The sequence below is a fragment of the Paenirhodobacter sp. YD-8 genome, assembly GCF_056590935.1.
Genome location: NZ_CM152649.1, coordinates 3,520,037 through 3,544,577, shown reverse-complemented (window position 1 = coordinate 3,544,577; position 24,541 = coordinate 3,520,037). Strand labels below are relative to the sequence as shown.

Below are 24,541 nucleotides of genomic sequence, written 5' to 3'. Positions count from 1 at the left end.
CAAGCAAAAGGATTGCCCTGCGCCCAGCAGGGCTTGCCGCAACCGCTCTGCATGTCCACCCGCGGCGCCGCGCCGCAGCGAATTGACAGGGACACATTCTTTCGCATATCAGGTCTCGAACGGCAATTTTCTTGCCCATTCGTGAATCGCCCCAGCCCCGGAGGCCGCCATGACCGAGATCCAGAAACCCGCCAAGGACAAGCCCTGGCTGTTCCGCACCTACGCGGGCCATTCCACGGCCGCGAAGTCGAACGAGCTTTACCGGATGAACCTCGCGAAGGGGCAGACCGGGCTTTCGGTGGCCTTCGACCTGCCGACCCAGACCGGCTATGATTCGGACCACGTGCTCGCGCGGGGCGAGGTCGGCAAGGTCGGCGTGCCGGTCTGCCATCTGGGCGACATGCGCGCGCTCTTCGACCAGATCCCGCTCGAGCAGATGAACACCTCGATGACGATCAACGCGACGGCGCCGTGGCTGCTGTCGCTCTACATCGCGGTCGCCGAGGAGCAGGGCGCGGATGTGTCGAAGCTTCAGGGCACGGTGCAGAACGACCTGGTGAAGGAATACCTCAGCCGCGGCACCTATATCTGCCCGCCGAAGCCCTCGCTCGCGATGATCACCGACGTCGCCGCCTATACGCGCGAGCACCTGCCGAAGTGGAACCCGATGAACGTCTGTTCCTATCACCTGCAGGAGGCCGGCGCGACGCCTGAGCAGGAGCTGGCCTTTGCGCTGGCGACCGGCATCGCGGTTCTGGACGATCTGAAGCAGAAGGTCCCGGCCGAGGGCTTCCCGGCGATGGTGGGCCGCATCTCGTTCTTCGTGAACGCCGGCATCCGCTTCGTCACCGAGATGTGCAAGATGCGCGCCTTCACCGAGCTGTGGGACGAGATCTGCCTCGAGCGCTATGGCATCGAGGACGAGAAATACCGCCGCTTCCGCTATGGCGTGCAGGTGAACAGCCTCGGCCTGACCGAGCAGCAGCCGGAGAACAACGTCTACCGCATCCTGATCGAGATGCTCGCGGTGACGCTGTCGAAGAACGCCCGCGCCCGTGCCGTGCAGCTACCGGCCTGGAACGAGGCGCTCGGCCTGCCGCGGCCCTGGGACCAGCAATGGTCGCTGCGCATGCAGCAGATCATGGCCTACGAGACCGACCTTCTGGAATACGGCGATCTCTTCGACGGCAACCCGGCGGTGACGGCGAAGGTCGAGGAGCTGAAGGCCGGCGCGCGGCAGGAGCTCGAGACCCTCGACGCCATGGGCGGGGCGATCGCGGCGATCGACTACATGAAGGCGCGGCTCGTCGACTCGAACGCCGCCCGCATCAACCGGATCGAGGCGAACGAGACCATCGTCGTCGGCGTGAACCGCTGGCAGCAGGGCGAGCCCTCGCCGCTCACCGCGGGCGATGGCGGCATCATGGTCGTCGATCCGGCGGTCGAGGCCGATCAGGTCGGCCGGCTCACCGCCTGGCGCGCGGCGCGCGACGAGGCGGCGGTGCAGGCGGCGCTGGCGCGGCTTTCGGACGATGCCAAGGCCGGGCGCAACATCATGCCCGCCTCGATCGCCGCGGCGAAGGCCGGCGCCACCACCGGCGAATGGGCGGGCGTGATGCGCGCCGTGCATGGCGAATATCGCGGGCCCACCGGCGTCTCGCGCGCGCCCTCGAACAAGACCGAGGGGCTCGACGAGATCCGCGCCGCGGTCGATGCGGTCAGCTCGCAGCTCGGCCGGCGGCTGAAGTTCCTGGTCGGCAAGCCGGGGCTTGATGGCCATTCGAACGGCGCCGAGCAGATCGCCTTCCGCGCCCGCGACTGCGGCATGGACATCACCTATGACGGCATCCGCCTGACGCCCGAGCAGATCGTCGCGAAGGCGGTCGAGGACGAGGCGCATGTGGTCGGTCTTTCGATCCTCTCGGGCAGCCACATTCCGCTGATCGAGGAGCTGATGGAGCGGATGCGTGCGGCCGGGCTCGACCATGTGCCGGTGGTCGTCGGCGGCATCATCCCCGACGAGGACGCGGTGAAGCTGAAGGGCTTCGGCGTGGCGCGGGTCTATACGCCGAAGGATTTCGAGCTGAACCGGATCATGATGGACATCGTCGCGCTGGTCACCCCGACCTCGCGCGCGGCCTGATAGGGTGCCGGGGGCGCGGCCCCCGGACCCCCGAGGTATTTGAGGCAAGATGAAAGGGGAGGGGGCTTTCATCTTGCCGAAAATACCTCCGCCGGAGGCGCCTGTCCGGACCGATTTCCCGCCTTCCGAAAGCCGGGTGCGCCCTGTAAGGTCGCGCCCATGAGCACCACCCCAGCGACCGTCCAGTTTTCCGAAGATCAGGCCGAGGCCTGGGATGCCGTTGCCGAGGCGCTCGAGGCTGCGGGCGTCGACATCGTCGAGGGCACAGTGATGCCCGAGGGCGGCGCGCCGAGCGTTCTTTCCGTGATCGGCAAGGCGGGCTCTGGCAAGACGCTGCTGCTCGCCAATCTCTACAAGGCCTTGGAAGAGGCCGGGATCGAGATCGTCTCGGGCGATTTCGAGGGGCGCAAGCGCAAGGAGCGGCGCACGCTCGCGATCCTGGCGCCCACCAACAAGGCGGCCTCGGTGCTGCGCTCGCGCGGGGTGCCGGCGACCACCATTCACCGCATCCTCTACACCCCGGTCTATGACCCGGAATACGAGCGCATCGCCGAATGGCTGGCGGGGCAGGGCGAGCGGCCGAAACCCGATCTTCTGGGCGACATGGGCCTGACCGAGGAGGTGCTCGACCGGGCGAAGGCATTTTACGACCTGCACAAGTCGATCCCCGGGGCGCTGGCCTCGGCAGGGCTGCGCGGCTCGGACTTCATCCAGGGCTGGAAGCGGCGCGAGGATCCGCTCGACATCGGCTTCGTCGACGAGGCCTCGATGCTCGACGAGCGGCAGTTCGACGACCTGCGCGAGATCTTTCCGACGCTGGTGCTGTTCGGCGATCCGGCGCAGCTCGCGCCCGTCAACCAGTCCGGCGAGATGTGTTTCGAGCGTCTGCCCGCCGCCTCGAAACATGTGCTGCACCGCATTCACCGGCAGGCCGATGACAACCCGATCCTTGACCTCGCCCATGCGCTGGCCGACGACAGCCTGACCTTCGAGGCGTTCGAGCGGATGATCGAGACGGCCGCGGCGCGCGATCCGCGGGTGGTCTGGGCCGAGCGGGTGGAAAGCGACCTGATGGCGCGCAGCCCGGTGCTGGTGTGGCGCAACGCGACGCGGATCCGGCTGATCCAGGCCTTCCGCGCTGCCCATGGCGCGCCGGCCGACGCGCTGTTGCCGGGCGAGCCGCTCATTTGCGACGGGATCGAGCTGCCGCTGAAGCATCGCAAGAAGCGCATCGACCTCGAGGCGCGCGGCCTGATCAAGGGCGCGCAGGTGATCTATCTCGGTCCCGGCAAGAAGCCCGGCTTCTCGCGGCTGCATGTAATGGGGGCGGAGGAGCCGCGGCTGTCGGCGGCCTCGATCATCAAGATCGAGCTGCCCGACGAGGAGGAGCCCTTCATCCCCTATGCGGCGCGGATGGGGGCGGCCTTCCTGCATGGCGCGGCGGTGACGATCCACAAGGCTCAGGGCAGCCAGTGGCCCGATGTGCAGGTCTTCGCCCCCGACATCTATGCCGCCTATCGGGCCGGCCGCACCGAGGCGGGGATCCCGCTGTGGAAGCGGCTTGCCTATGTCGCGATCACCCGGGCCGAGACCCGGCTGCTGTGGGTGGTGCGGGCGCGGCTCGCCCGGCCCTCGGCGCCGCTCTCGATCGACGACCTGCCGAAGGGCGGCGCCACGCTGACGCTCGAGCGCGAGGAAGAGGGCTGAGGGTGCTTCCCCTCGGCCGCCGCTGCGCCTAGTGTGGCGGCGACAGAAGGAGGCCTCTCATGCGCTGCGTTTTCGTCCAGTTCCGCTGCCAGCCCGGCAAGACCTATGCGGTCGCCGACGCGATCTATGAACGCGAGGTGGTGAGCGAGCTTTACTCGACCTCGGGCGATTTCGATCTGATCGCCAAGGTCTATGTGCCCGACGATGCCGATGTCGGCCATTTCCTGAACGAGAAGCTGTTCGACATTCCGGGCATCGCGCGCACCCTGACCACGATGACCTTCCGCGCCTTCTGAGCGGATCAGTTCCGGATCAGCCGGAACAGCGCCGCCGCGGCCCAGCCGGCGAAGACCGCAAGCGCCAGCGACATCATGCCATAGATCGCCGCATGTTCGCGCGACAGGATGTAGAGCCAGCGCTCGAGCCCGACGCGGCGCACGTAGATCGCCGTCTGATAGCTGTCGACGACCTTGCCGTCGCGCAGCAGGAAGATGCGGGTCTTGTAATCGCCCTCGGTCAGGTTCGCGGGCAGGTGGAAATCGGCGCGGAAGAGCGTGTCCTCGACCAGCCGCACCGCCCCTTCGTCCAGCGAATAGACCCCCGCCTCCTCGCGGATGCGCATCAGGGCCTGGGTGAAGGGGCGGGCATCCGCCACCTCGATCGGGCCGGCGAAGGCGCGCACGGCAAGCGGCACGGTGATGCGCTGCGTCACGTCGGTCTCGGGCGCCAAGATCTCGGCCACCGGGCCGGTGGTGGCGACGGCGTAGTAGCTCGGCGCAGCGGCGACGCGGACCTTGTCGGTGTTCACCCAGATCCCGAATTCGCGCGACTTGCGGCGGACGGTGACCGGATGCGCCGGCCCCTCGAGGGTGACGATCACCGCGAGCGGGGCGCCGCCCGGTTCGGGCGCGTCGCGCTTCACCGCGCCGTAGATCAGCACTTCGGAGCCGTCGAAGGCGGCGGTGATGCCGATGTTGTCGCGGCTGAGACCGGCGACGACCTCTTCATCCCCCGCCTCGGCCGGCAGCGCGAAGAGCAGCAGCAGAAGCAACCAGCGGATCATCCCCGACCTCCCGCGAAAAGCGAATAGAGTTCGGCCGGGCGGATCAGCAGGTCGAGCCCGAGTTTCGCCGCCACCGCGATCACCAGCAGGGCCAGCAGGATGCGCAGCTGTTCGGCCTTCAGCCGGCCGCCGAGCTGCGAGCCGATCTGCGCCCCGATCACCCCGCCGATGATCAGCAAAAGCGCCAGCATCACGTCGACCGACTGGTTGGTGATCGCGTGCATCAGCGTGGTGAAGGCCGAGACGAAGAGGATCTGGAAGAGCGAGGTGCCGATCACCACCTTGGTCGGCATGCCGAGCAGGTAGATCATCGCCGGCACCATGATGAAGCCGCCGCCGACGCCCATGATCGCGGCCAGAACGCCGACCGCCATGCCGACCAAGACCGGGGGGATCACCGAGATGTAGAGCCCCGAGGTGCGGAACTTCATCTTCAGCGGCAGCTTGTGCACCCAGAGGTGCTGGTGCCGTTTCACATGGGGGCGGGCGCCGGGTTTGCGGGCGCGGCGGATCGCCCGCACCGCCTCCTGCAGCATCAAGAGCCCGATCGAGCCGAGGAAGAGCACATAGGCCAGCTGCACCACGAGGTCGATCTGGCCAAGCTTGGTCAGCCGGTTGAACACCCAGATGCCAAGCGCCGAGCCGGCAAGGCCGCCCAGTTGCAGCACGATGCCCATCGGCACATCGACCGCCTTGCGCTTGAACTGCGCCAGCACCCCCGAGACCGAGGAGGCGACGACCTGGTTCGCGCCGGTCGCCACCGCCACCGAGGGCGGGATGCCGATGAAGAACAGCAGCGGCGTGATGAGAAAGCCGCCGCCGACGCCGAACAGCCCGGACAGCAGTCCGACGATGCCCCCGAGGCCCAGCAGGAGAAAGGCGTTGACCGAGACCTCGGCGATGGGAAGGTAGATCTGCATTCGGCCGCCCGTCGGGATGAGCCTTCAGTGTTGCCCCGCCGGGGGCCACTGTCAAATGACGCTTTCGGGGCTCAGAGGCTGCGCAGGTAGCGTCGCAGCACGCGTTCGAACTTTGCCGCGCCAAGCGGCGCCATCGCCTTGGTGTGCTCGTGGCTGATGCTTTCGGCCGACAGCCCGGCGCCCATGTTGGTGATCACCGAGACGGCGGCGACCCGCAGCCCGAGGAAACGGGCCAGGATCACCTCGGGCACGGTCGACATGCCGACGGCATCGGCGCCGAGGATCTTTGCCGCGCGGATCTCGGCCGGGGTCTCGAAGGAGGGGCCGGAGAACCAGCAATAGACGCCCTGCGGCAGTGCCACGCCCTCGGCCTCGGCGGCGGCGCGCAGGGTCGAGCGCATCACCGGGTCATGGGCCTCGGTCATCGGCACGAAGCGCGCGTCCGAGGGCTCGCCGATCAGCGGGTTGGTGCCGGCGAAGGCGATGTGGTCGTTCAGCATCATCAGATCGCCCGGGCCGATGTCGGCACGCAGCGAGCCCGCGGCATTGGTGAGCAAGAGCGTCTCGGTGCCGAGCGCCTTCAGCACCTCGAGCGGCAGGCGCATCTCGGCGGGGTTGCCGTGCTCGTAGTAATGCGCCCGCCCGCCCAGCACCGCGACACGCACGCCCTCGAGCGTGCCGATCACCAGCTGCGGATTGTGGCCCGAGACGCCGGCATGGGGAAAGCCCGGCAGGTCCGCATAGGGGATCGCGACGCCCTCGACCTCGGCCGCGAGATGGCCGAGGCCCGAGCCGAGGATCAGCCCGAGGCGCGGCGGCTCGGTGCCGGCGCGCGCGCGGATCAGTTCGGCAAGCTCAGCGCTCTTTGACATAGGGTTCTCCTCCGGCACGGGGCGGGATGGCGCGGCCGACGAAACCGGCCAGCACGATCACCGTCAGGATGTAGGGCAGGGCGTCGAGGAACGACACCGGGATCTTCATGTGCAGCGTGCCCTCGATCACGTCGGGGCGCAGCGCCAGCGCCTGCAGGAAGCCGAAGAGCAGCGTCGCCCACAGTGCCGACCACGGCCGCCATTTCGCGAAGATCAGCGCGGCAAGCGCGATATAGCCCCGCCCCGCGGTCATCTCGCGGCCAAAGCCCGCCTGCAGCGCGGTCGCCATATAGGCGCCGGCGACACCGCACAGCACGCCGGTCAGCGCGACGGCGGTATAGCGCAGCCGGATCACCGAGACGCCCGCGGTGTCGACCGATTCCGGGTTCTCGCCCACGGCGCGCAGGCGCAGCCCGAAGCGGGTGCGGTAAAGCAGCCACCAGCTCGCCGGCACCGCGGCAAGCGCGAGATAGACGAGGATCGAATGGCCCGACAGAACCTGCGCATAGAAGGGGCCGAACAGGGGCACCCCCTTCAGCGTGTCGACGAAGGGCAGGGCGAGCGGCTCGAACCGGGCCGCGCCGGTCAGCGGGGGCGTGCGGCCGCCCTGCTGAAAGAGCGCCTGCGCGATCAGCACCGTCGCGCCCGAGGCGACGAAGTTCAGCGCCACGCCCGAGATCAGCTGATTGCCGCGGAAGGTGATCGAGGCGACGCCGTGAAGCGCCGCCAGCAGCAGCGAGGCGCCGATCCCCGCGGCGAGCCCGATCCAGGCCGAACCGGTCATCGCCGCGATCGCGCCCGAGGCCATCGCCGCCATCAGCATCTTGCCTTCAAGGCCGATGTCGAAGATGCCCGAGCGCTCGGAATAGAGCCCCGCCAGACAGGCAAGCAGCAGCGGCGTCGCGAGCCGCAGCGTCGAGGCCAGAACCTGCAGAAGCGTTGCGTAATCCATCAGGCGGCCTCCTTCCGGCGCGGGCGGAAGAACGGGGCGATCATCATCCGCACCATGGTGTCGAGCGCCCCGGTGAACAGGATCACGAGGCCCTGCACCAGCAGGCGCAGTTCGATCGGGATCGAGGTCCAGAGCCCCATCTCGGCCCCGCCCTGATAGAGGAAGCCGAAGAGGAACGCGGCCAGGAACACGCCGAGCGGGTGGTTGCGGCCCATCAGCGCCACCGCGATGCCGATGAAGCCCGCGCCCTCGGCCGAGTTCTGCAAGAGCCGCCCGGCCTCGCCCATGACGTTGTTGATCGCCATCAGCCCCGACAGCCCGCCCGAGATCAGCATCGACAGCAGGATGACCTTGACGGGCGAGATCCCGGCATAGCGCGCGGCCGAGTTCGACTTGCCGAAGGCGCGGATCTCGTAGCCGAGCCGGGTGCGCCACAGCAAAAGCCAGACGCCGACGCAGGCCAGCAGCGCGACGAAGAAGGTGACGTTCGCCGGCACCTTGCTGGTGAAGATCAGCGACAGGCCGGGGATCTCGTGGAAGCCAGGCAGCGCCGCGCCCTTCGGGAAGCGGGGGGTGGCCGGGTCCATCTGCCCGGCGGGGCGCAGCACCTCGACCAGCAGATAGACGATCAGCGCCGCGGCGATGTAGTTGAACATGATCGTGGTGATGACGATGTGGCTGCCGCGTTTCGCCTGCAGCCAGGCCGGTACCGCGGCCCAGGCTGCACCGAAGAGCGCCGCGCCGACCATCGCCGCGGGCAGGGCGAGCGTCCAGTGCGGCCAGGGCAGCGCCAAGCAGACGAGCGCCACGCCAAGCCCGCCGAGCTGCGCCTGCCCCTCGCCGCCGATGTTGAACTGCCCGGCGTGATAGGCGACCGTCACCCCGAGCCCGGTGAAGATGAACGAGGTGGTGTAGTAAAGCGTATAGCCCCAGCCATAGGGCGAGCCGAGCGCGCCATCGACCATCACCTTCACCGCCTCGACCGGATCGCCGCCGATCCCGAGGATGACGAGCGCCGAGATCGCCGCGGCCAGCACGAGCGAGATCAGTGGCACGAGCACGAGGTCGGCCCAGGTCGGCAGTTTCGTCATGCCGCGGTCTCCGCGCTGTCGGCGACGCCGGCCATCAGCAGGCCCAGCTCGCGTTCGTTGGTGTCGGCGGGCAGGCGCTCGCCCATGATGCGGCCGTCGAACATCACCGCGATGCGGTCGGCGAGCGACATGATCTCGTCAAGCTCGACCGAGACCAGAAGCACCGCCTTGCCGGCGTCGCGCAGCTCGACGATGCGCTTGTGGATGAATTCGATCGCGCCGATGTCGACGCCGCGGGTGGGCTGGCCGACCAGAAGAAGATCGGGATTGCGCTCGATCTCGCGCGCGAGGACGATCTTCTGCTGGTTGCCGCCCGAGAAGCTCTTCGCCGGCAGGAAGGCATTCGGCGGGCGCACGTCGAAGCGCTCGATCTTGCCCTCGGTGTCGGCGATGATCGCGGCATTGTCCATCAGAAGCGCGTTCTTCTGGTATTCGGGCGCGTTGTGATAGCCGAAGGCGATGTTCTCCCAGGCGGAGAAATCGAGGATCAGGCCCAGGTGGTGGCGGTCCTCGGGGACATGGGCGATGCCGCGTGCGCGCCGGGTCTGGCCGTCGGAGTGCCGGCCGGTCAGGTCGATCTCCTCGCCGTTCATCCGCACGCTCCCGGTCGCCGCGGCAAAGCCGCCGAGCACCTCGAGGAGTTCCGACTGGCCGTTGCCGGCGACCCCCGCGATGCCCAGGATCTCGCCCGCGCGGATCGTCAGATCGATCCCCTTGATCCGCTCGACCCCGGTCGCGTCGCGCAGCCGCAGGTCACGAATTTCGAGCACGGTGCGGCCCGGATTGGCGGGCGCCTTCGGCACGTGCAGCAGCACCTTGCGCCCGACCATCAGCTCGGCCAGTTCTTCGGGCGAGGTCCCGGCCGTGGTCACCGTCGCGGTCATCTCGCCGCGGCGCATGACGCTGACGGTGTCGGTGATCTCCATGATCTCGCGCAGCTTGTGGGTGATCAGCAGGATCGTCTTGCCCTGCATCCGCAGGTTCGCGAGGATGCGGAACAGGTGGTCCGCCTCGGCGGGCGTCAGCACCCCGGTGGGCTCGTCGAGGATCAGGATATCGGCCTGACGGTAAAGGGCCTTCAGGATCTCGACGCGCTGCTGGTGGCCTACGGACAGCTCCTCGACCAGCGCATCGGGGTCGACCTCGAGCTCGTATTCCTCGGCCAGCCGCTTCAGCTCGCGCCGCGCCTTGGCGAGGGAGGGGCGCAACAGCGCCCCCTCTTCCGCGCCGAGAATGACGTTCTCGAGCACGGTGAAATTCTGCACCAGCTTGAAATGCTGGAAGACCATGCCGATGCCGGCGCGGATCGCGGCCTGGCTGTCGGTGATCTTCGCCTCGCGGCCGTGGATCAGGATCTCGCCCGCGTCGGCCTTGTAGAAGCCGTAAAGGATGGACATCAGCGTGGACTTGCCCGCGCCGTTCTCGCCGATGATGCCATGGATCGTGCCGGGCATCACCCGGATCGAGATGTCCTTGTTCGCCTGCACCGGGCCGAAGGCCTTGGAGATGCCCCGCAGCTCGATCGCCGGGGCGGCAGTTGCCTGCCGCCCCGTGTCCTGTGCCGGTGCCATCATTCCACCGGGCAGGTGTTGTCCGTCATGTAGTCGTGCACGGTGATCTCGCCCGACTTGATCTTGGCGGCCGCGGCATCGACCTTGGCCTTCATCTCGTCGGTGACGAGCTTGGCGTTGTTCTCGTCCATCGCATAGCCGACGCCATCCTTGGCGAGGTCCATCACCATGGTGCCGGTGCTCAGCTCGGGGCCTTCCTTGAACGCCTCGTAGACCGAGTTGTCGACGCGCTTCACCATCGAGGTCAGGACCTGGCCCGGGTGCAGATAGTTCTGGTTGCTGTCGACGCCGATCGACAGGATGTTCGCGTCGGCCGCCGCCTGCAGGATGCCGATGCCGGTCGAGCCCGCGGCGGCATAGATTACGTCGGCACCCTGCGCGACCTGAGCCTTGGTCAGCTCGGCGCCCTTCACCGGGTCGTTCCAGGCGGCGGGGGTGGTGCCGGTCATGTTCTGCAGCACCTTGGCGTCGGCGTTCACCGCCTTCACGCCCTGGGCATAGCCACAGGCGAACTTGCGGATCAGCGGGATGTCCATGCCGCCGATGAAGCCCACGGTCTGCGACTTCGAGGCGAGCGCGGCCATCATGCCGACGAGGTAGGAGCCCTGCTCCTCGGTGAAGACGACCGAGCGCACGTTCGGCTGGTCGACCACGGCGTCGATGATGACGAACTTGGTGTTCGGATAGTCCGGCGCGACGGTGTTCAGCACGTCACCGAAGGCAAAGCCGGTCATCGCGATCGGGTTGGCGCCCGACTCGGCCAGACGGCGCAGGGCCTGTTCGCGCTGCGCCTCGGACTGCATTTCCAGTTCCTTGTAGGAACCGCCGGTTTCCTCGGCCCATTTCTTCGCGCCGGCATAGGCCGCTTCGTTGAAGGATTTGTCGAACTTGCCGCCGAGGTCGTAGATCAGCGCCGGATCGGCAGCGGCTGCGCCGGAGAGAAGCGCCAGCGTGGCGGCCGCGCCGAGAAACTTTTTCATCAAGGTCATTGGTCACTCCCGGTCGTTGTGCTGCGTTCCCTCGCGGAACGCCGTTGGCGGGCGCAGGGCCCGCGGACCAGCCCGATTAGCGCCGAGGACCGGCGGCCGGTCAAGCGCGATTTTGCCGCGCCCGGGCAGCAGTTGGCGGGGATTTGAGCGGATGGTCAAATGCTGGGCGGCGCCAGCGCGAGGCTCAGCACGAGGGCGTCCACGGCGCGCCCGTCGGGGCTGTGGTAATAGCCGCGCCGGCGCCCGGCGCCCTGCCAGCCGGCCGCGGCATACAGCGCGCGGGCGGCGGCGTTGTCCTCGGCGACTTCCAGGAACGCGGTGTCGGCGCCGCGGGCGCGGGCCTCGGCGGCAAAGTCCGCAAGCAGGCGCCGGCCGATCCCCTGCCGGCGCGCGGCGGGATCGACGGCGACAGTCAGCAGTTCGGCCTCGCCTGCGATCTCGCGCCCGATCAGGAAGCCCGCGGGCGCCTCGATCAGGAAGCAGAAGCGCGAGGCGAGGAGATCCGCGATCTCCGCCTCGGACCAGGGGCGCGGCGTGGTGAAACACGCGGCATGCAGCGCGGCGAGCTCGGCGGCGGTCATCAGTCGAGGATCACCGGCGGCGGGTCCGAGGGCGGCGCGGCATCGGCCGAGCGCAGGTACAGCGGCGCCGGGCGCGGCTGCGGCGTGCCGGCGCGGCGCGCGGCGATGCGGGCGATGGCTTCGGCCAAGGGCATTGCCGGCTCGACCAGTTCGCCCGCCTGCACCTCGGAATAGGCGAGTGCCGCGGCCGAGCCGGTCAGCGCATGGCCGGCGATGCCCGCGGGCAGCTCGGTCAGCGCCAGAAGAGCGGGGGCGCCGGCGCCCTCGGCGGTGAAGCTCTGCAGATAGACCTCGCCGCGGCGGGCGTCCTCGACCACGGTGACCGGGCGGGCGAGGCCCTCGGCCAGCGCCTCGAGCGTGCTCACGCCGATTGCCGGGATGCCGAGCGACAGCGCCAGTCCGCGTGCCGCCGCGACCGAGATCCGCACCCCGGTGAAATTGCCCGGGCCGGTGCCGACGCCGATCGCGGCCAGGTCATGCCAGCCGATGCCGGCACAGGCGAGCAGCTCCTCGAGCAGCGGCATCAGCCGTTCGGCCTGGCCCTTCGACATCTCCTCGCGCCGCTCGGCCACCGGCTGGCCCGCGCGCAGCAAAGCGGCCGCGCAATGCGCGGCCGACGTGTCGAAGCCGAGAACGTATCCCTCAACCGGCAACGGGGCGCACCTCGGTGACCTCGGGGATGTAGTGGCGCAGCAGGTTCTCGATGCCCATCTTCAGCGTCAGGGTCGAGGACGGGCAGCCGGCGCAGGCGCCCTTCATGTGCAGGTAGACGACGCCCCGCTCGAAACCGTGGAAGGTGATGTCGCCGCCGTCCTGCGCCACGGCAGGCCGCACACGGGTGTCGAGCAGCTCCTTGATCTGCGCGACGATCGCGCCGTCCTCGCCGTCATGCTCGGCGTGCACCGGGGTGCCTTCGCCTTCCATCACCGGGGCGCCGGACTGGAAATGCTCCATGATCGCGCCGAGGATCGCGGGCTTCGCATGCGCCCAGTCGGTCGCCGCATCCTTGGTCACGGTGACGAAATCGGCGCCGAGGAACACCCCGGCCACCCCCGGCACGGAGAACAGCCGCTTCGCGAGCGGCGATTTCGCCGCCGCCTCGGCCGAGGGGAAATCGGCGGTGCCGGCCTCGAGCACGGTCATGCCGGGCAGGAACTTCAGCGTTGCGGGGTTCGGGGTGGTTTCGGTCTGGATGAACATGGCGCGCCTCCTTGGCTTGCGGCACATATGCGGCCGCCGAGTGTTTCCGTCAAGTTTTGCGGGGCAAAATGCGCCGCTTTGGCGCAGCCGGACCCCGCCCGCCGTGGCTCAGGTGATCGATTCGAGCCGTTCCTTCGACATGTCGCCGGGCACCACGGTCAGCGGGCAGGGCAGCGAGCCGGAGGTACGGCTGAGCTGGGTGACCAGCGGGCCGGGGCCCGACTTGTCGGTTCCGGCGCCAAGGACAAGCACCCCGATCTCGGTATCGGTGCGGATCACGTCGAGGATCTCGTGCACCGGCTCGCCCTCGCGGATCACCAGTTCCGGGTCCACCCCCTGCCGGTCGCGCATCCATTTCGCGAAGACCTCGAAATGCGCCTCGATCCGCTCGCGGGCCTCGGCGCGCATGATCTCGGCGACGCCGATCCAGTGCTGATATTCCTCGGGCGGGATCACCGAGACGATGGTCACGCCGCCGCCGGTATGGGCGGCGCGCATCGCGGCATAGCGCATCGCGTTCAGGCATTCGCGCGTGTCGTCGAGCACGACAAGGAACTTGCGCATCGGGTCTCCTTCAGCCGGGGCCCGGCCGGGTCCGCAGCCCGGGCGGCAGGCGCCGGGGCGGAGGGCGGCGCAGGGCGCGGCGCAGCATCAGTTTCAGTATGGCTCCGGCCAGAGTGCCAATCTGCGCGGCGATCGACAACAGGAGACCCGCCGTCATCACCGCAAGATCGCTCAGACGGTGCAGGATGCGCAGGCTACGCCCCTTGCCCAGAACCGCAAGGGCCTTGCGCGTGTCGGGGCCGGCGGCATCTGTCAGACGCGCAAGGCGGCTCAGCTCGGCCGGACTGTCGGCAAGGCGCAGCACCCGCAGCGCCTCGGCCGGCGAGGTCTGCTTGGCGATGCGGGTGACATCGCTGGCGAAGGCGGTCAACCGCTCGATCCGGCCGCCGCCGCGCGCGGCCAGCCGCAGTGCCCGGGTCATGCCGGGCGTCAGCGCGCGGGCCTTGCGTGCCACGCGCAGGACGCTGGCGCCGAGCTTCACCGGCACCGAGGTGCCGAGCGACGGGATCGCGACCAGCGTCGCGGCCAGCCCCACGGCCGCCAGCCCCGCCTCCACCCCGTCGAAATCCTGCCCGGTGACGAGGTTCACCCCCTGTCGGCCAAGGGCCGCGACATCGCCCGCCGGGCTCAGCTCGAAGGGAATCGCGCAGACCGCGACCAGGGTGAGCGAGGGGCAGGTGGAGAGGTCGGCCATGCACTGCAGGCAGGCGCCGGCCTGCGCCTCGAGGCTTTCTTGGCGGGCGATCAGCGCCTCGGCCCTGGTGGCAAGATCGGGCGGAATCGGAATGGCGTGGTCGTGGCCGATGTCGCGCAGCAGGGCGACCTCGTCGGCGTCATCGGCGGCGATCGCGGCACTCAGGCGGGGCAGCAGCCACTCGGGCGTCGCCTCGCGCGCCGTGGCCCAGGTGAGCACGGCCCTCGCCTCGGCGGCGCTGCGGTCAAGGAAGGGGACGGCCAAGGGGTTCTGGGCAAGGCCCCAGAGGGCTCCGGCCAGACAGGCCGCCGCCCAGAGGGCGAGGGCCAGCCGCGCCGTGGCGCGGATCATCGCGGGCTCCGGTCGTCGGGTGGGAACGGGGGCATCGACGGACTCCTCTGATCGGGCCGCTCGCCCCCGCCGCCCGAACGCCAGGCTCAGAGCGGACGGCTGAGCGCCCAGTCCATGTAAAGCTCGCGCGCCTTCTTGGTGAGGGGCCCGTGGGCATATTTCACCTCGTCGAAGGCCACCGCCGGCGTCACCTTCGAGAAGTTCCCGGTCAGGAAGATCTCGTCGGCGCCGCGGAAGTCATCGAGCGTCAGCACCGCCTCGGTCACGGTATAGCCCGCTTCGCGCAGCAGGCCCATGTGGCGCCTGCGGGTCAGGCCCGACAGGAAGGTGCCGTTCGCGATCGGGGTGAAATATTCGCCGTCCTTCACCATCCAGACGTTCGCCGTGGCGGTTTCGGCGACATTGCCCATGGCGTCCTGCACCAGCGCGTTGCCGAAGCCCTTCGAGCGCGCCTCGACCAGCATCCGGGCGTTGTTCGGGTAAAGGCAGCCGGCCTTGGCGTTGCACACGTTGTCGGCCATCACCGGACGGCGGAACGAGGTGGTGGTCAGCGTCGTCGCGGCATCGGCGGCGGGCATCGGCACCTCTTCGAGGCACAGCGCGAAGCGGGTCGAGTTCGGCGCCGGGGAGACGCCCACGTCCGAGCCGTCGATCGCCCAGTACATCGGCCGGACATAGACCGCGGCGCCCGCGGGGTATTTCTTCAGCCCCTCGCGGGCGATCTCGACCATCTCCTCGTCGCCGACGGTGGGGGTGATCATCAGCGCCTGCGCCGAGCGGTTCAGGCGCGCGCAATGCGCCTCGAGGTCGGGGACGAGCCCGTCGAAGAGGCGGGCGCCGTCGAAGACGGACGAGCCCTGCCACAGGCCGTGGTCGGCCGCGCGCATGACGGGAATGTCGCCCTCATGCCATTTGCCCTCGAAATAGGTGCGGATATTCTTGCCGAAAGACATGTCTGCTCTCCTTTGTCGGGGGCGGAGACTAAGCCCCGATCCCGGCAAAGGTCCAGCACCGCGATTGTATCGGTATCAAGCGGTGGAGCGGGCTGCCGCGCTGCCGCCGCCCGCGAGCGGGATCAGTTGCTTGCCTCGATTCGCTGCACCGTGCGCACCGAGGTGAGCGAGGTGTTGAACAGCCCGAGCACGGTCCGCACGTTGACCAGCGCGCTTTCGGTCGCCAGCACGAGATCGTCCGGCTGGATCTCGAAATTCTGCGCCGAGAACAGCCCGTCGGTCGTCGTCAGGTCGATCGAGAACACCACGCGCTGCTGCATCGGGCCGCCCCTGCCGTCGGCGCGCACCGCCGAGGCCGGGTATTGGCGCAGGATCAGCACCCCCTTGGGGTTGGCGCGGGCGCCGTCGATGCCGCCGACGAGGGTCACGGCTTCAAGCGCGCTGACGTGGTCTTGCGGGAACTTGACGACCTGCTCGCGCCCCGCGGCACCAAGCGCCAGGAAGCTGCGCCGGTCGGGCTCGACCACCAGCTTGTCACCCGGCCGCACCCCGGCATCGAGCGCCGGATCGTCGAGCACACGCTGCATCGAGGTCTCGTAGACCTTGCCGCCGCGCAGCAGACGCAGCTGCGGGTTCAGGATCGAGGGCTGCACGCCGCCGCCTTCCGAGATCACGTTCAGCACGGTGAGCGAGCGGTCGGTGAGCGGCACGTTGCCCGGCCGCAGGACGCCGCCGACCAGCGAGACGGCATTCGACTTGCCGGGCGTCGATTCCAGCTGCACCTGCGCCGCGGGGATCAGTTCCGACACCTTGGTCTGGATCTTCTCGCGCGCTTCGTCGGGGGTGAGGCCGGCGATCTTGACCGGGCCGGCATAGGGCACGAAGACCGAGCCCGAGCTCGAGATCTGCGTCGTCTGCAGCTGCGTCGTCGGCGAGCCGGGGTTGGTCATCAGCTTGTTCTCGCCGTTTTCCCAAACCGCGATCTGCACCGAATCGCCGGCCGTCAGCACCTGTCCGGAGCGACCGACCCCGCCCGTGAGCCATTGCCGCGACACCGCCGCCTGGCTGGCGGGCCAGTGCTGGACCGCGGGCAGCAGCTTGCTGTTGACCGGGTAATGGGCGAATTGCGGTGCTTCCGAGCCCGTGTTCTCCAGGATCTCCGACTGCATCGCGGCCCCGCGGGGCAGGGTGCAGGCGGCGAGCGAGCACAACAACACGGCTGAGGCCGATAGACGGCGCATCGACTTCATTCAGACATCCCCCGTTTCGCGGTCATGCGACCGATGCTAAGGCTTTGCGATGGCAGCACGAGTCACCCCAGCATTCCGTCCTTCGTCTATGAGCACAAAACAGCCATTTCTCAAGCCGAAGAATCCGCGCCTCCTCGTTATCGGCGGAAGTGGACGCCTCGGTCCGCTGCTGCGGCAGGCATGGTCGCCCGCTTTCGCGGCAGCTGCGGAACCGGCTCCGGAAAACATCGTCTGGCAGGCCCGACGCGAATCGGCCTTTGCCGGGCAGGGAGGGGCGTCGCTGGTCTTCGATCCCCTGCGCGACCCCGAGGCCTTCGCGGCCGCGGCCCGGGCCTGCGACGTGATTGTCAATCTTGCCGGGGTGACCGCCGGGACGCCCGAGGCGCTGGCGCTGAACACCACGCTGGCGCGGGCGGCGCTCGATGCCGCGGATGCGGCCGGCGGCCGGCCGGTGCTGCTGGCGTCTTCGGCCGCGGTCTATGGCGCGGGTCACGAGGGACTGTGCCGAGAGACCGACGCGCCCGCGCCGCTTGCCCCCTATGGCGCGGCGAAGGCCGCGATGGAGGAGGCGCTTGCCGGGCGGGCGGGGGCGATCTGGCTGCGCATCGGCAATGTCGCCGGGGCGGATGCGCTTCTGGGCCGCGCCGCGCCCGAGGGCGGGCGGGTGCTCGACATCCTGGCCGACGGGCACGGGCCGCGGCGCAGCTTCATCGGGCCGCAGGCGCTCGCCGCGGCGCTGGCCCGCCTGGTGCGGCTCGCGGCGGCGGGGGCGGATCTGCCGTCGGTGCTGAACCTGTCGCTTGCCGGTGCGCTGCCGATGGATGCGCTGCTGGCCGCGGCGGGCGAGACCTGGATGCCGCGCCCGGCGCCCGCCAGCGTGATCGCGCAGGTCGAGCTTGACGTGACCCGCGCCGTCGATCTCGGCCTCGTGCCCGAGACGCCGGCCCGCGCCGCGGCCGTGGTGGCCGATCTGCGCGCCCTGCAGGAGACCCGTGCGTGACCCTTTCAAAACGTCTTTTCGACATCCTCTTCGCCCTTGCGATCCTGCCGATCGTGCTGCCGGTCGGGCTGATCGTGGCGGCGGCGCTGCTGCTCACCCAGGGGCGCCCGCTCTTCTATGCGGCCGAACGGATGAAGACGCCGACCCGGGGCTTCCGGCTGTGGAAGTTCCGCACGATGACCACCGTGGCGCGCGACTCGGGCGTGTCGGGGGCGGACAAGACCGCGCGGATCACGCCGGCGGGCCGGGTCCTGCGCCGCTTCCGTCTCGACGAGCTGCCGCAGCTGTGGAACATCCTGATCGGCGACATCTCCTTCGTCGGGCCGCGCCCGCCGCTGCGGCAATATGTCGAGCGCTTTCCCGAGGTCTATGCGCAGGTGCTGCGCTCGCGCCCGGGGGTGACGGGGCTTGCCTCGATCCATTATCACCGGCACGAGGAATGGCTGCTGGCCCGATGCCGCACTGCAGCAGAGACCGACCGGGTCTATTGCGCCCGCTGCGTTCCCGCGAAGGCCCGCCTGGACCTGATCTATGCGCAGAATGCGTCAGTTTGTTTTGACATTGTGCTGATTTTCAGAACGCTAAGCCGGGTGGCGCGCTGAGTTCGGCGGATATTTGCCGTTTTTTTCGGCAGGCACCGGGGTTTCTGCACCTGCGAAGAGTTGATAGAACTCCCGCGACAAAGTATGTTTCGTTTATTCCCTTGCCACGCGGACGGCCGGAAATCATGATTAAGAAGATCATCACGCTGACCCGCGCGCAGAAGGCCTCCATCCTTCTCCTCGTCGATGTCGCGCTTGTGCCTCTCGCATTCCTTGCGACGATGCTGCTCAAGGGTACGCGGGCCGAGGCGCTGATCGCCTCGGTCTTGCTCAATCACTGGTTGCTGCTGCCCGTGCTGATGGGCGCTGCAGCGCTGCTCAGTGCTGTCTTCGGGCTGAACCGGCTGAAGCTGAAGGAATACGAGGGCGATGCCGTCGCCCGGTCGATGCTGGTCGCGGCGGCGCTCGGGGTTCTGTCGGCGGCCTTCTCGAAGGTTGCGGGCATGGGGCTCAGCGGCGGGTTCCACGTGATCTTCGCGCTGGTCTATTTTGCCGCCTATTTCGGCACCCGGCAGGTCATGGTCTGGCTGCTGACGCAGATGTACCGCCGGTCGCGAATCTTCACGCGCGTGGCGATCTATGGCGCGGGCCGCACCGGCATGGCACTGGCGCGCGAGCTGCGAAAGGTCGACGGGCTGGTCGTCTATGCCTTCCTCGATGACAACGCCACGCTGGCCGGGATGAACGCGAACGGGCTGCCGATCTATTCGGGCGTGCATGCCGGGCTGCTGCGCGACCGCTTCAAGATCAACCGGGTGATCCTCGCGATGCCCTCGGTTTCGGTCGACAAGCAGACCTTCATCACGAAGCGGCTGCACAAGCTCGGGCTCGAGGTGCAGACCCTGCCGGCCTTCTCGCAGCTGCATGGCGGCGACGAGCTGATGAGCCGGCTGGTGCCCGCGGGCCCCGCGGCGCTGCTGATGCGCGACCCGCTGAACGAGGCGCTGACCACCGGCTGTTCGGCCTATCGCGGCGCGAATGTGATGATCACCGGCGCCGGCGGCTCGATCGGGCTCGAGCTTTGCCGTCAGGTGATCGGCTGCCGGCCGGCGCGGCTGGTGCTGTTCGAACTCTCCGAGATCGCGCTCTACAATGCTGAAGCCGAGATGCGCGTTCTGGCCGAATCCTTCGGCGTCGAGATCATTCCGGTGCTCGGCTCGATCTGCGACGGCGTGCATGTGAGCCAGGTGATCGAGCGCAACGCGATCGCCGTGGTGCTGCATGCCGCGGCCTACAAGCACGTGCCGCTGGTCGAGATGAACCCGCGCGTCGGTCTGGCGAACAACACGCTCGGCACCGCGGTGCTGGCGAAGGCCGCGCGCGACGCCGGGGTGAAACGCTTCGTGCTCGTCTCCTCGGACAAGGCGGTGCGGCCGGGCAACCTGATGGGCGCCTCGAAACGCTTCGCGGAACTGGTGATCCAGGATCTGGCGGCGCGGGCGCCGAAGACGATCTTCTCGATCGTGCGCTTCGGCAACGTGCTCGGTTCCTCGGGGTCGGTGATTCCGCTCTTCCAGCAGCAGATCGCCCGCGGCGGCCCGGTCACGCTGACCGACGAGAAGGTGACGCGCTATTTCATGACGATCCAGGAGGCCTCGCGCCTCGTGCTGCTCGCGGGCTCCTTCGCCGAGGGCGGCGAGGTCTATGTTCTCGACATGGGCAAACCGCAGCGCATCGGCGATCTGGCGCGGCGGATGATCGCCGCCTCGGGCTACACCGTGCGCGATGACGGGAACCCGAATGGCGACATCGAGATCGTGGTCACCGGCCTGCGCCCGGGCGAGAAGCTGCACGAGGAGCTGATGGTGCGCAAGGGCGCCCAGGCCACCGCGCATCCGAAGATCATCCGGGTGCGCGAGGATCACCTGTCCGAGCTGGAAACCGCCGCGGCCCTGCGCGATCTGCGCGACTCGGTCGAGCGCGGCAGCGACGCCGAGGTGATCTCGGTCGTGGCGCGGGCGGTGCGCGAATACGACCCGCAGAGCCTGCCGAAATCGGCGCTGCAATGCCGCATCGTCGAGGCGCAGCACGCCGCCGACGTGCCGGCGGAGTGACTCAGCCGAAGGGCTCCTCCGGATAGCTCACCCCGTTCAGGTAGAGCCCCTGCGGCGGGCAGACCGGCCCGCAGGCGGCCCGGTCACAGGCCTCGAGCGCCATGCGCACCTGATCGGGCGCCCAGGAGCCGGCGCCGACCCGCTCGAGCGTGCCGACGATCGAGCGCACCTGGTTGTGCAGGAAGCTGCGCGCGCGCAGATGAAAGCGGATCTCGCGCCCGGACGGGTAGTCGATCTCCTCGATCCGGATCTCGTCGAGCGTCTTCACCGGGCTTGCCGCCTGACACAGCGAGGAGCGGAAGGTGGTGAAGTCGTGCCGGCCGAGCAGATGCGCCGCCCCCGCCTGCATCGCCGCGACATCGAGCGGGTTCTGCACCTGCCAGACGAGGCCGCGGTCATGCACGACCGGCGCGCGGCGGGCGACGAGACGGAACAGATAGCGCCGTTCGAGCGCCGAGAAGCGGGCGTGGAAATCGTCGGCCACCCGCGCACAGGCGCTGATCGCCACCGGCGCGGGCTTCAGATGGAAGTTCAGCGCCTCGGACAGGCGGAACGGGTCCCAGTCCTTGCGCAGATCCGCATGCGCGACCTGCGCCGTCGCATGCACGCCCGCATCGGTGCGGCCCGCCGCGGCGATGGTGTGGGGGCCGGGCTCGAGCCGCGCCAGCGCCGCCTCGACCGCGCCCTGCACCGAGGGCTGGTCCGCCTGTCGCTGCCAGCCCGCGAAGGGGCCACCGTCATATTCGATCCTGAACGCATATCTGGGCATGCCCCGGCGATAGCCTGCCGCCGGCCCGCGCGCAATCCCCGAGCGAACAGGGGCCCCGAGCGGGGCAGGGGGCGCTGCCCCCCTCGGCCTCGCGGCCTCACCCCCGAGGTATTTCCGGCAAGGAGAAAGCAGGGGACGATCCGCTTCCAATTGCTTCAAATATCCCGGGGGTGAATGCGCCGCAGGCGCAGAGGGGGCAGCGCCCCCGCCTTTCCCCCTGTGAAACCGGCGGGCGGTTGCCTATCTAGGGAAGGCAAGACACGAGGCAGCGCATTGGGCATTTCCGACATCGCCGACACGCTCACCCGCCAGGTCGAGGGGCTGGGCGCCACCGTTTCCGAGGCGCTGTTCGAGCCGGTGATCCGGCTGGGCGTCACCGGCCTGTCGCGGGCGGGCAAGACGGTGTTCATCACCTCGCTCGTCGCCAACCTGCTCGACCGCGGCCGGATGCCGGCGCTGACCGGGGGCGGAAATATCCGCGCGGCCTTCCTGCAGCCACAGCCCGACGACACCGTTCCGCGCTTCGATTACGAGCGCCATCTTGCCGCGCTGACCGGTCCCGCGCCGCATTGGCCCGAGGGCACGCGCGCCATCTCCGAGCTGCGGCTGAGCTTTCGCGTGGCGCCCACGGGACTGCTGGGCGGGCTGCGGGGGCTGCGCACCGTGCATCTCGACATCGTCGATTACCCGGGTGAGTGGTTGCTGGATCTGGGGCTGCTCGACCGCAGCTTCGCGCAATGGTCCGAGGCGGTGCTGGCGCGTCTGCCGGGCCGCCCCGAAAGCGGCCCCTTCCTTGCCGCGCTGGCGGCGGCCGACCTGGCCGCCCCCTTCACCGAACCCGCCGCTCGGGCGCTGGCCGCGCCCTTCACCGCGCATCTGCATGCCGCGCGCGAGGTGGGCTTTTCCGACTGTTCTCCCGGCCGCTTCCTGCTGCCCGGTGAAATGGCGGGCTCCCCCGCGCTCACCTTCGCGCCGTTGCCACCGGGCGAGTATCCCCGCGGCTCGCTTGGTCGCGAGATGGCGCGCCGCTTCGAGGCCTACAAGGACAAGGTGGTCAAGCCCTTCTTCCGCGAGCATTTCGCCCGCATCGACCGGCAGGTGGTGCTGGTCGACGTGCTCGGCGCGATCCATGCCGGGCCCGCCGCGCTCGAGGATCTGCGCGCCGCGATGGCGGGGATCCTCGCGGCCTTCCGCCCGGGCAAGGCGGGGGTTCTGGCCGCGCTCCTGGGCGCGCGGCGGATCGAGCGCATTCTCTTTGCCGCGACCAAGGCCGATCACCTGCACCATTCGCAGCACGCCCGGCTGACCGCGATCACCGGCGCGCTCCTGCGCGAGGCGAAGGACCGGGCCGATTTCGCCGGGGCGCAGACGCTGGCGCTGTCGCTCGCGAGCCTGCGCACCACCACCGAGGACGTGATCCGCCACGAGGGCGAGGAGCTGCCGGCGCTGCGGGGCCGGCTGGCCGACGGCCGCTCGGTCGCGCTTTTCCCGGGCGATCTGCCGGCCGATCCGGCACAGCTTCTGGCGCCCGCGCGCGAGGGCGCGACGCGCTGGCTCGATGCCGATTACACGCTGATGGACTTCGTGCCTGCCCCCGTCACCCTGCGCCCGGGCGAGGGGCCGCCGCATATCCGTCTTGATCGCGCCGCGGAATTCCTGATCGGAGACAAGCTGTGAAGAAACCCCTGCTGATCGAGATCGAGGAGGCCGCGCCCTCGCCGGCCGAGGCGCCGCCGGTCACCGATCCGGGCGACGTGCCGCCGCCCGAAGGCCGCGCGATGCAGATCGCGGCGCGGATCGCCGCGCGCCCGCCCTCGAAACTCGGCCGCTTCTTCTGGCGCGCTGCCGGGGCGCTTGTGACCTTCCTCGCCTCGGTCGCGGCCTGGCGCTTCGTCGAGGGGCTGTTCGCATCGAACCCGGTGCTGGGCTGGATCGCGACCGTGCTGTTTGCCGCCTTTGTCCTTGCGGCGTTGTTGATCGCGGCGCGCGAGCTTGCGGCCTTTGCCCGGCTCGGCCGGCTCGACCGGGTGCATCGCGAGGTGCTCGAGGCGGCGCAGGCCGATGACCTCGGGCGGGCGCGCAAGGTCGTCACCCATGTCTCGGGGCTTTATGCAGCGCGGGCCGAGATGGACTGGCCGCGCCGGACGCTGGCCGAGCGCGGGCCCGAGCAGCTTGATACCGATACGCTGCTGCGGCTCGCCGAAACCGAGCTGATGGCGCCGCTTGATGCCGCCGCGCGGCTCGAGGTCGAGGCGGCGGCGCGCATGGTGGCGACGGTGACGGCGGTGGTGCCGCTGGCGCTCGCCGATGTCTTTGCCGCGCTCACCGCGAACCTGCGGATGATCCGCCGCGTCGCCGAGATCTATGGCGGCCGCGCCGGCACATTGGGGGCGATGCGGCTTGCGCGCACGGTGATGACCCATCTCGTCGCAACGGGCGCCGTGGCCGCGGGCGACGACCTGATCGAGACGGTGACCGGCGGGCATCTCTTCGCGAAACTCTCGCGCCGCTTCGGCGAGGGGGTGGTGAACGGCGCGCTCACCGCCCGCGTCGGCGTCGCCGCGATCGAGGTGTGCCGGCCGATGCCCTTCCGCGCCCTGCAAAAACCGCGCGTGACGAACCTGACCCGGCGCGCGTTGACCGGGCTCTTCGGTCGCGACAAGGCGCCCGAAGACCCGGCCGCCTGACCGATCTCCCGCCCCCTGGCTTTTCCCTGGCAAGAATACTCGAAACCCGCCCGCGGGGCAGGGGGGCTCAGCGCAGGTTCGGCACCGCGCCCGGGGCGCGCCCGACATCCTCGACCCCCTGGCGCAGACCAAGGCCGATGCGGTGTGCGAGCGCCGACCAGCCCGCCGCCGCCTCGGGCGCAAGGCTCTGCTTCAGCACCGCGTCGAAGGTGCCGAGCCAGTCGGGGAAGTGCCCGGGCGCCACGTTGCCCGCACGGCGATGCGCCATCATCGGGCTGCCCTCGTAGCCGGGCGCATGCAGGATCGCCCCCTTCCAGAACCGCGCGATCTTCGCCTCATGCGCGGGCCAGTCGGTGACATGGGCAGCAAAGATCGGGGCAAGCTCGGGGTGGGCGCGCACGCGCAGGTAGAAGCGCTGCACGACAAGGTCGATCTCGGCCTCGGTGATCTCGAAACGCGGCGGAATGGCGGTCATGCGGGTCTCCTTCCCGTCCGAGCTAGGGCACGGGGGCAGGCGCGTCCAGCGAC

Annotated in this window: 24 protein-coding genes; 8 read left to right on the top strand and 16 right to left on the bottom strand. The window is 69.3% G+C overall.

Features of this window, described 5'->3' with window-relative positions; all coding sequences use genetic code 11:
- Positions 1-169 precede the first annotated feature (169 nt).
- From AC0QTQ_RS17205 to AC0QTQ_RS17195, 3 genes are all read left to right on the top strand, one after another.
- On the top strand, positions 170-2,143 hold the full coding sequence (locus tag AC0QTQ_RS17205; RefSeq protein ID WP_480257582.1) for a protein meaA: 1,974 nt from the start codon (positions 170-172) through the stop codon (positions 2,141-2,143).
- A 159-nt stretch (positions 2,144-2,302) separates the two neighbouring features.
- Positions 2,303-3,850, top strand: coding sequence for an ATP-dependent DNA helicase (locus AC0QTQ_RS17200; RefSeq protein ID WP_121533723.1), 1,548 nt, complete (start codon positions 2,303-2,305; stop codon positions 3,848-3,850).
- Between the two features lie 59 nt (positions 3,851-3,909).
- Positions 3,910-4,146, top strand: a complete 237-nt coding sequence (locus AC0QTQ_RS17195) for an Lrp/AsnC ligand binding domain-containing protein (RefSeq protein ID WP_480257581.1) — start codon at positions 3,910-3,912, stop codon at positions 4,144-4,146.
- Between the two features lie 5 nt (positions 4,147-4,151).
- Here the strand turns inward: AC0QTQ_RS17195 and AC0QTQ_RS17190 are convergent, their stop codons facing one another.
- The 14 genes from AC0QTQ_RS17190 to AC0QTQ_RS17125 form a co-directional block, all read right to left on the bottom strand.
- Positions 4,152-4,913, bottom strand: coding sequence for a TIGR02186 family protein (locus AC0QTQ_RS17190; RefSeq protein WP_480257580.1), 762 nt, complete (start codon positions 4,911-4,913; stop codon positions 4,152-4,154).
- The gene (locus AC0QTQ_RS17185) at positions 4,910-5,833 is read right to left on the bottom strand and encodes a sulfite exporter TauE/SafE family protein (protein ID WP_480257579.1); all 924 of its coding nucleotides are present in this window, start codon (positions 5,831-5,833) and stop codon (positions 4,910-4,912) included. Before AC0QTQ_RS17185 ends, AC0QTQ_RS17190 begins: the two co-directional genes overlap by 4 nt.
- 71 nt (positions 5,834-5,904) lie before the next feature.
- Positions 5,905-6,705: a purine-nucleoside phosphorylase gene (locus AC0QTQ_RS17180; RefSeq protein WP_480257578.1), complete on the bottom strand. Its 801-nt coding sequence runs from the start codon at positions 6,703-6,705 to the stop codon at positions 5,905-5,907.
- Positions 6,689-7,657 (bottom strand): ABC transporter permease, encoded by a 969-nt coding sequence (locus AC0QTQ_RS17175; protein ID WP_121533718.1) that lies wholly within the window; start codon positions 7,655-7,657, stop codon positions 6,689-6,691. The genes AC0QTQ_RS17180 and AC0QTQ_RS17175 overlap by 17 nt, the downstream gene beginning before the upstream one ends.
- Positions 7,657-8,748, bottom strand: a complete 1,092-nt coding sequence (locus AC0QTQ_RS17170) for an ABC transporter permease (protein ID WP_121533717.1) — start codon at positions 8,746-8,748, stop codon at positions 7,657-7,659. The genes AC0QTQ_RS17175 and AC0QTQ_RS17170 overlap by 1 nt, the downstream gene beginning before the upstream one ends.
- The gene (locus tag AC0QTQ_RS17165) at positions 8,745-10,319 is read right to left on the bottom strand and encodes an ABC transporter ATP-binding protein (RefSeq protein ID WP_480257577.1); all 1,575 of its coding nucleotides are present in this window, start codon (positions 10,317-10,319) and stop codon (positions 8,745-8,747) included. Before AC0QTQ_RS17165 ends, AC0QTQ_RS17170 begins: the two co-directional genes overlap by 4 nt.
- Positions 10,319-11,308, bottom strand: coding sequence for a BMP family lipoprotein (locus AC0QTQ_RS17160; protein WP_480257576.1), 990 nt, complete (start codon positions 11,306-11,308; stop codon positions 10,319-10,321). The genes AC0QTQ_RS17165 and AC0QTQ_RS17160 overlap by 1 nt, the downstream gene beginning before the upstream one ends.
- Before the next feature lie 155 nt (positions 11,309-11,463).
- Positions 11,464-11,889, bottom strand: coding sequence for a ribosomal protein S18-alanine N-acetyltransferase (rimI, locus tag AC0QTQ_RS17155; protein ID WP_480257575.1), 426 nt, complete (start codon positions 11,887-11,889; stop codon positions 11,464-11,466).
- Positions 11,889-12,542 (bottom strand): tRNA (adenosine(37)-N6)-threonylcarbamoyltransferase complex dimerization subunit type 1 TsaB, encoded by a 654-nt coding sequence (gene tsaB / locus AC0QTQ_RS17150; protein WP_121533713.1) that lies wholly within the window; start codon positions 12,540-12,542, stop codon positions 11,889-11,891. Before tsaB ends, rimI begins: the two co-directional genes overlap by 1 nt.
- Positions 12,532-13,089, bottom strand: coding sequence for a NifU family protein (locus tag AC0QTQ_RS17145; protein WP_480257574.1), 558 nt, complete (start codon positions 13,087-13,089; stop codon positions 12,532-12,534). Before AC0QTQ_RS17145 ends, tsaB begins: the two co-directional genes overlap by 11 nt.
- A gap of 108 nt (positions 13,090-13,197) precedes the next feature.
- Positions 13,198-13,653: a universal stress protein gene (locus AC0QTQ_RS17140; protein ID WP_480257573.1), complete on the bottom strand. Its 456-nt coding sequence runs from the start codon at positions 13,651-13,653 to the stop codon at positions 13,198-13,200.
- Between the two features lie 10 nt (positions 13,654-13,663).
- Complete coding sequence (locus AC0QTQ_RS17135; RefSeq protein WP_480257572.1) at positions 13,664-14,698, bottom strand: hypothetical protein; 1,035 nt, start codon at positions 14,696-14,698, stop codon at positions 13,664-13,666.
- Between the two features lie 86 nt (positions 14,699-14,784).
- On the bottom strand, positions 14,785-15,651 hold the full coding sequence (locus AC0QTQ_RS17130; RefSeq protein WP_480257571.1) for a branched-chain amino acid aminotransferase: 867 nt from the start codon (positions 15,649-15,651) through the stop codon (positions 14,785-14,787).
- Between the two features lie 122 nt (positions 15,652-15,773).
- Positions 15,774-16,820, bottom strand: coding sequence for a polysaccharide biosynthesis/export family protein (locus AC0QTQ_RS17125; RefSeq protein WP_480257570.1), 1,047 nt, complete (start codon positions 16,818-16,820; stop codon positions 15,774-15,776).
- Between the two features lie 130 nt (positions 16,821-16,950).
- On the opposite strand from AC0QTQ_RS17125, the gene AC0QTQ_RS17120 reads away from it, so the two are divergent.
- The 3 genes from AC0QTQ_RS17120 (at position 16,951) to AC0QTQ_RS17110 (ending at position 20,557) form a co-directional block, all read left to right on the top strand.
- The gene (locus AC0QTQ_RS17120) at positions 16,951-17,901 is read left to right on the top strand and encodes an NAD-dependent epimerase/dehydratase family protein (RefSeq protein ID WP_480257569.1); all 951 of its coding nucleotides are present in this window, start codon (positions 16,951-16,953) and stop codon (positions 17,899-17,901) included.
- Complete coding sequence (locus AC0QTQ_RS17115; protein WP_480257568.1) at positions 17,898-18,503, top strand: sugar transferase; 606 nt, start codon at positions 17,898-17,900, stop codon at positions 18,501-18,503. Before AC0QTQ_RS17120 ends, AC0QTQ_RS17115 begins: the two co-directional genes overlap by 4 nt.
- A 125-nt stretch (positions 18,504-18,628) precedes the next feature.
- Positions 18,629-20,557: a polysaccharide biosynthesis protein gene (locus AC0QTQ_RS17110; RefSeq protein ID WP_480257567.1), complete on the top strand. Its 1,929-nt coding sequence runs from the start codon at positions 18,629-18,631 to the stop codon at positions 20,555-20,557.
- A 1-nt stretch (position 20,558) separates the two neighbouring features.
- Here the strand turns inward: AC0QTQ_RS17110 and truA are convergent, their stop codons facing one another.
- Positions 20,559-21,326 (bottom strand): tRNA pseudouridine(38-40) synthase TruA, encoded by a 768-nt coding sequence (gene truA, locus AC0QTQ_RS17105; protein WP_480257566.1) that lies wholly within the window; start codon positions 21,324-21,326, stop codon positions 20,559-20,561.
- 273 nt (positions 21,327-21,599) lie between these two features.
- Between truA and AC0QTQ_RS17100 the strand changes: the two genes are divergently transcribed.
- Together AC0QTQ_RS17100 and AC0QTQ_RS17095 are read left to right on the top strand one after the other, a co-directional pair.
- The gene (locus AC0QTQ_RS17100) at positions 21,600-23,003 is read left to right on the top strand and encodes a YcjX family GTP-binding protein (RefSeq protein WP_480257565.1); all 1,404 of its coding nucleotides are present in this window, start codon (positions 21,600-21,602) and stop codon (positions 23,001-23,003) included.
- Positions 23,000-24,013, top strand: a complete 1,014-nt coding sequence (locus AC0QTQ_RS17095; RefSeq protein ID WP_480257564.1) for a YcjF family protein — start codon at positions 23,000-23,002, stop codon at positions 24,011-24,013. Before AC0QTQ_RS17100 ends, AC0QTQ_RS17095 begins: the two co-directional genes overlap by 4 nt.
- Before the next feature lie 67 nt (positions 24,014-24,080).
- Here the strand turns inward: AC0QTQ_RS17095 and AC0QTQ_RS17090 are convergent, their stop codons facing one another.
- On the bottom strand, positions 24,081-24,488 hold the full coding sequence (locus AC0QTQ_RS17090; RefSeq protein ID WP_480257563.1) for a group III truncated hemoglobin: 408 nt from the start codon (positions 24,486-24,488) through the stop codon (positions 24,081-24,083).
- Positions 24,489-24,541 lie beyond the last annotated feature (53 nt).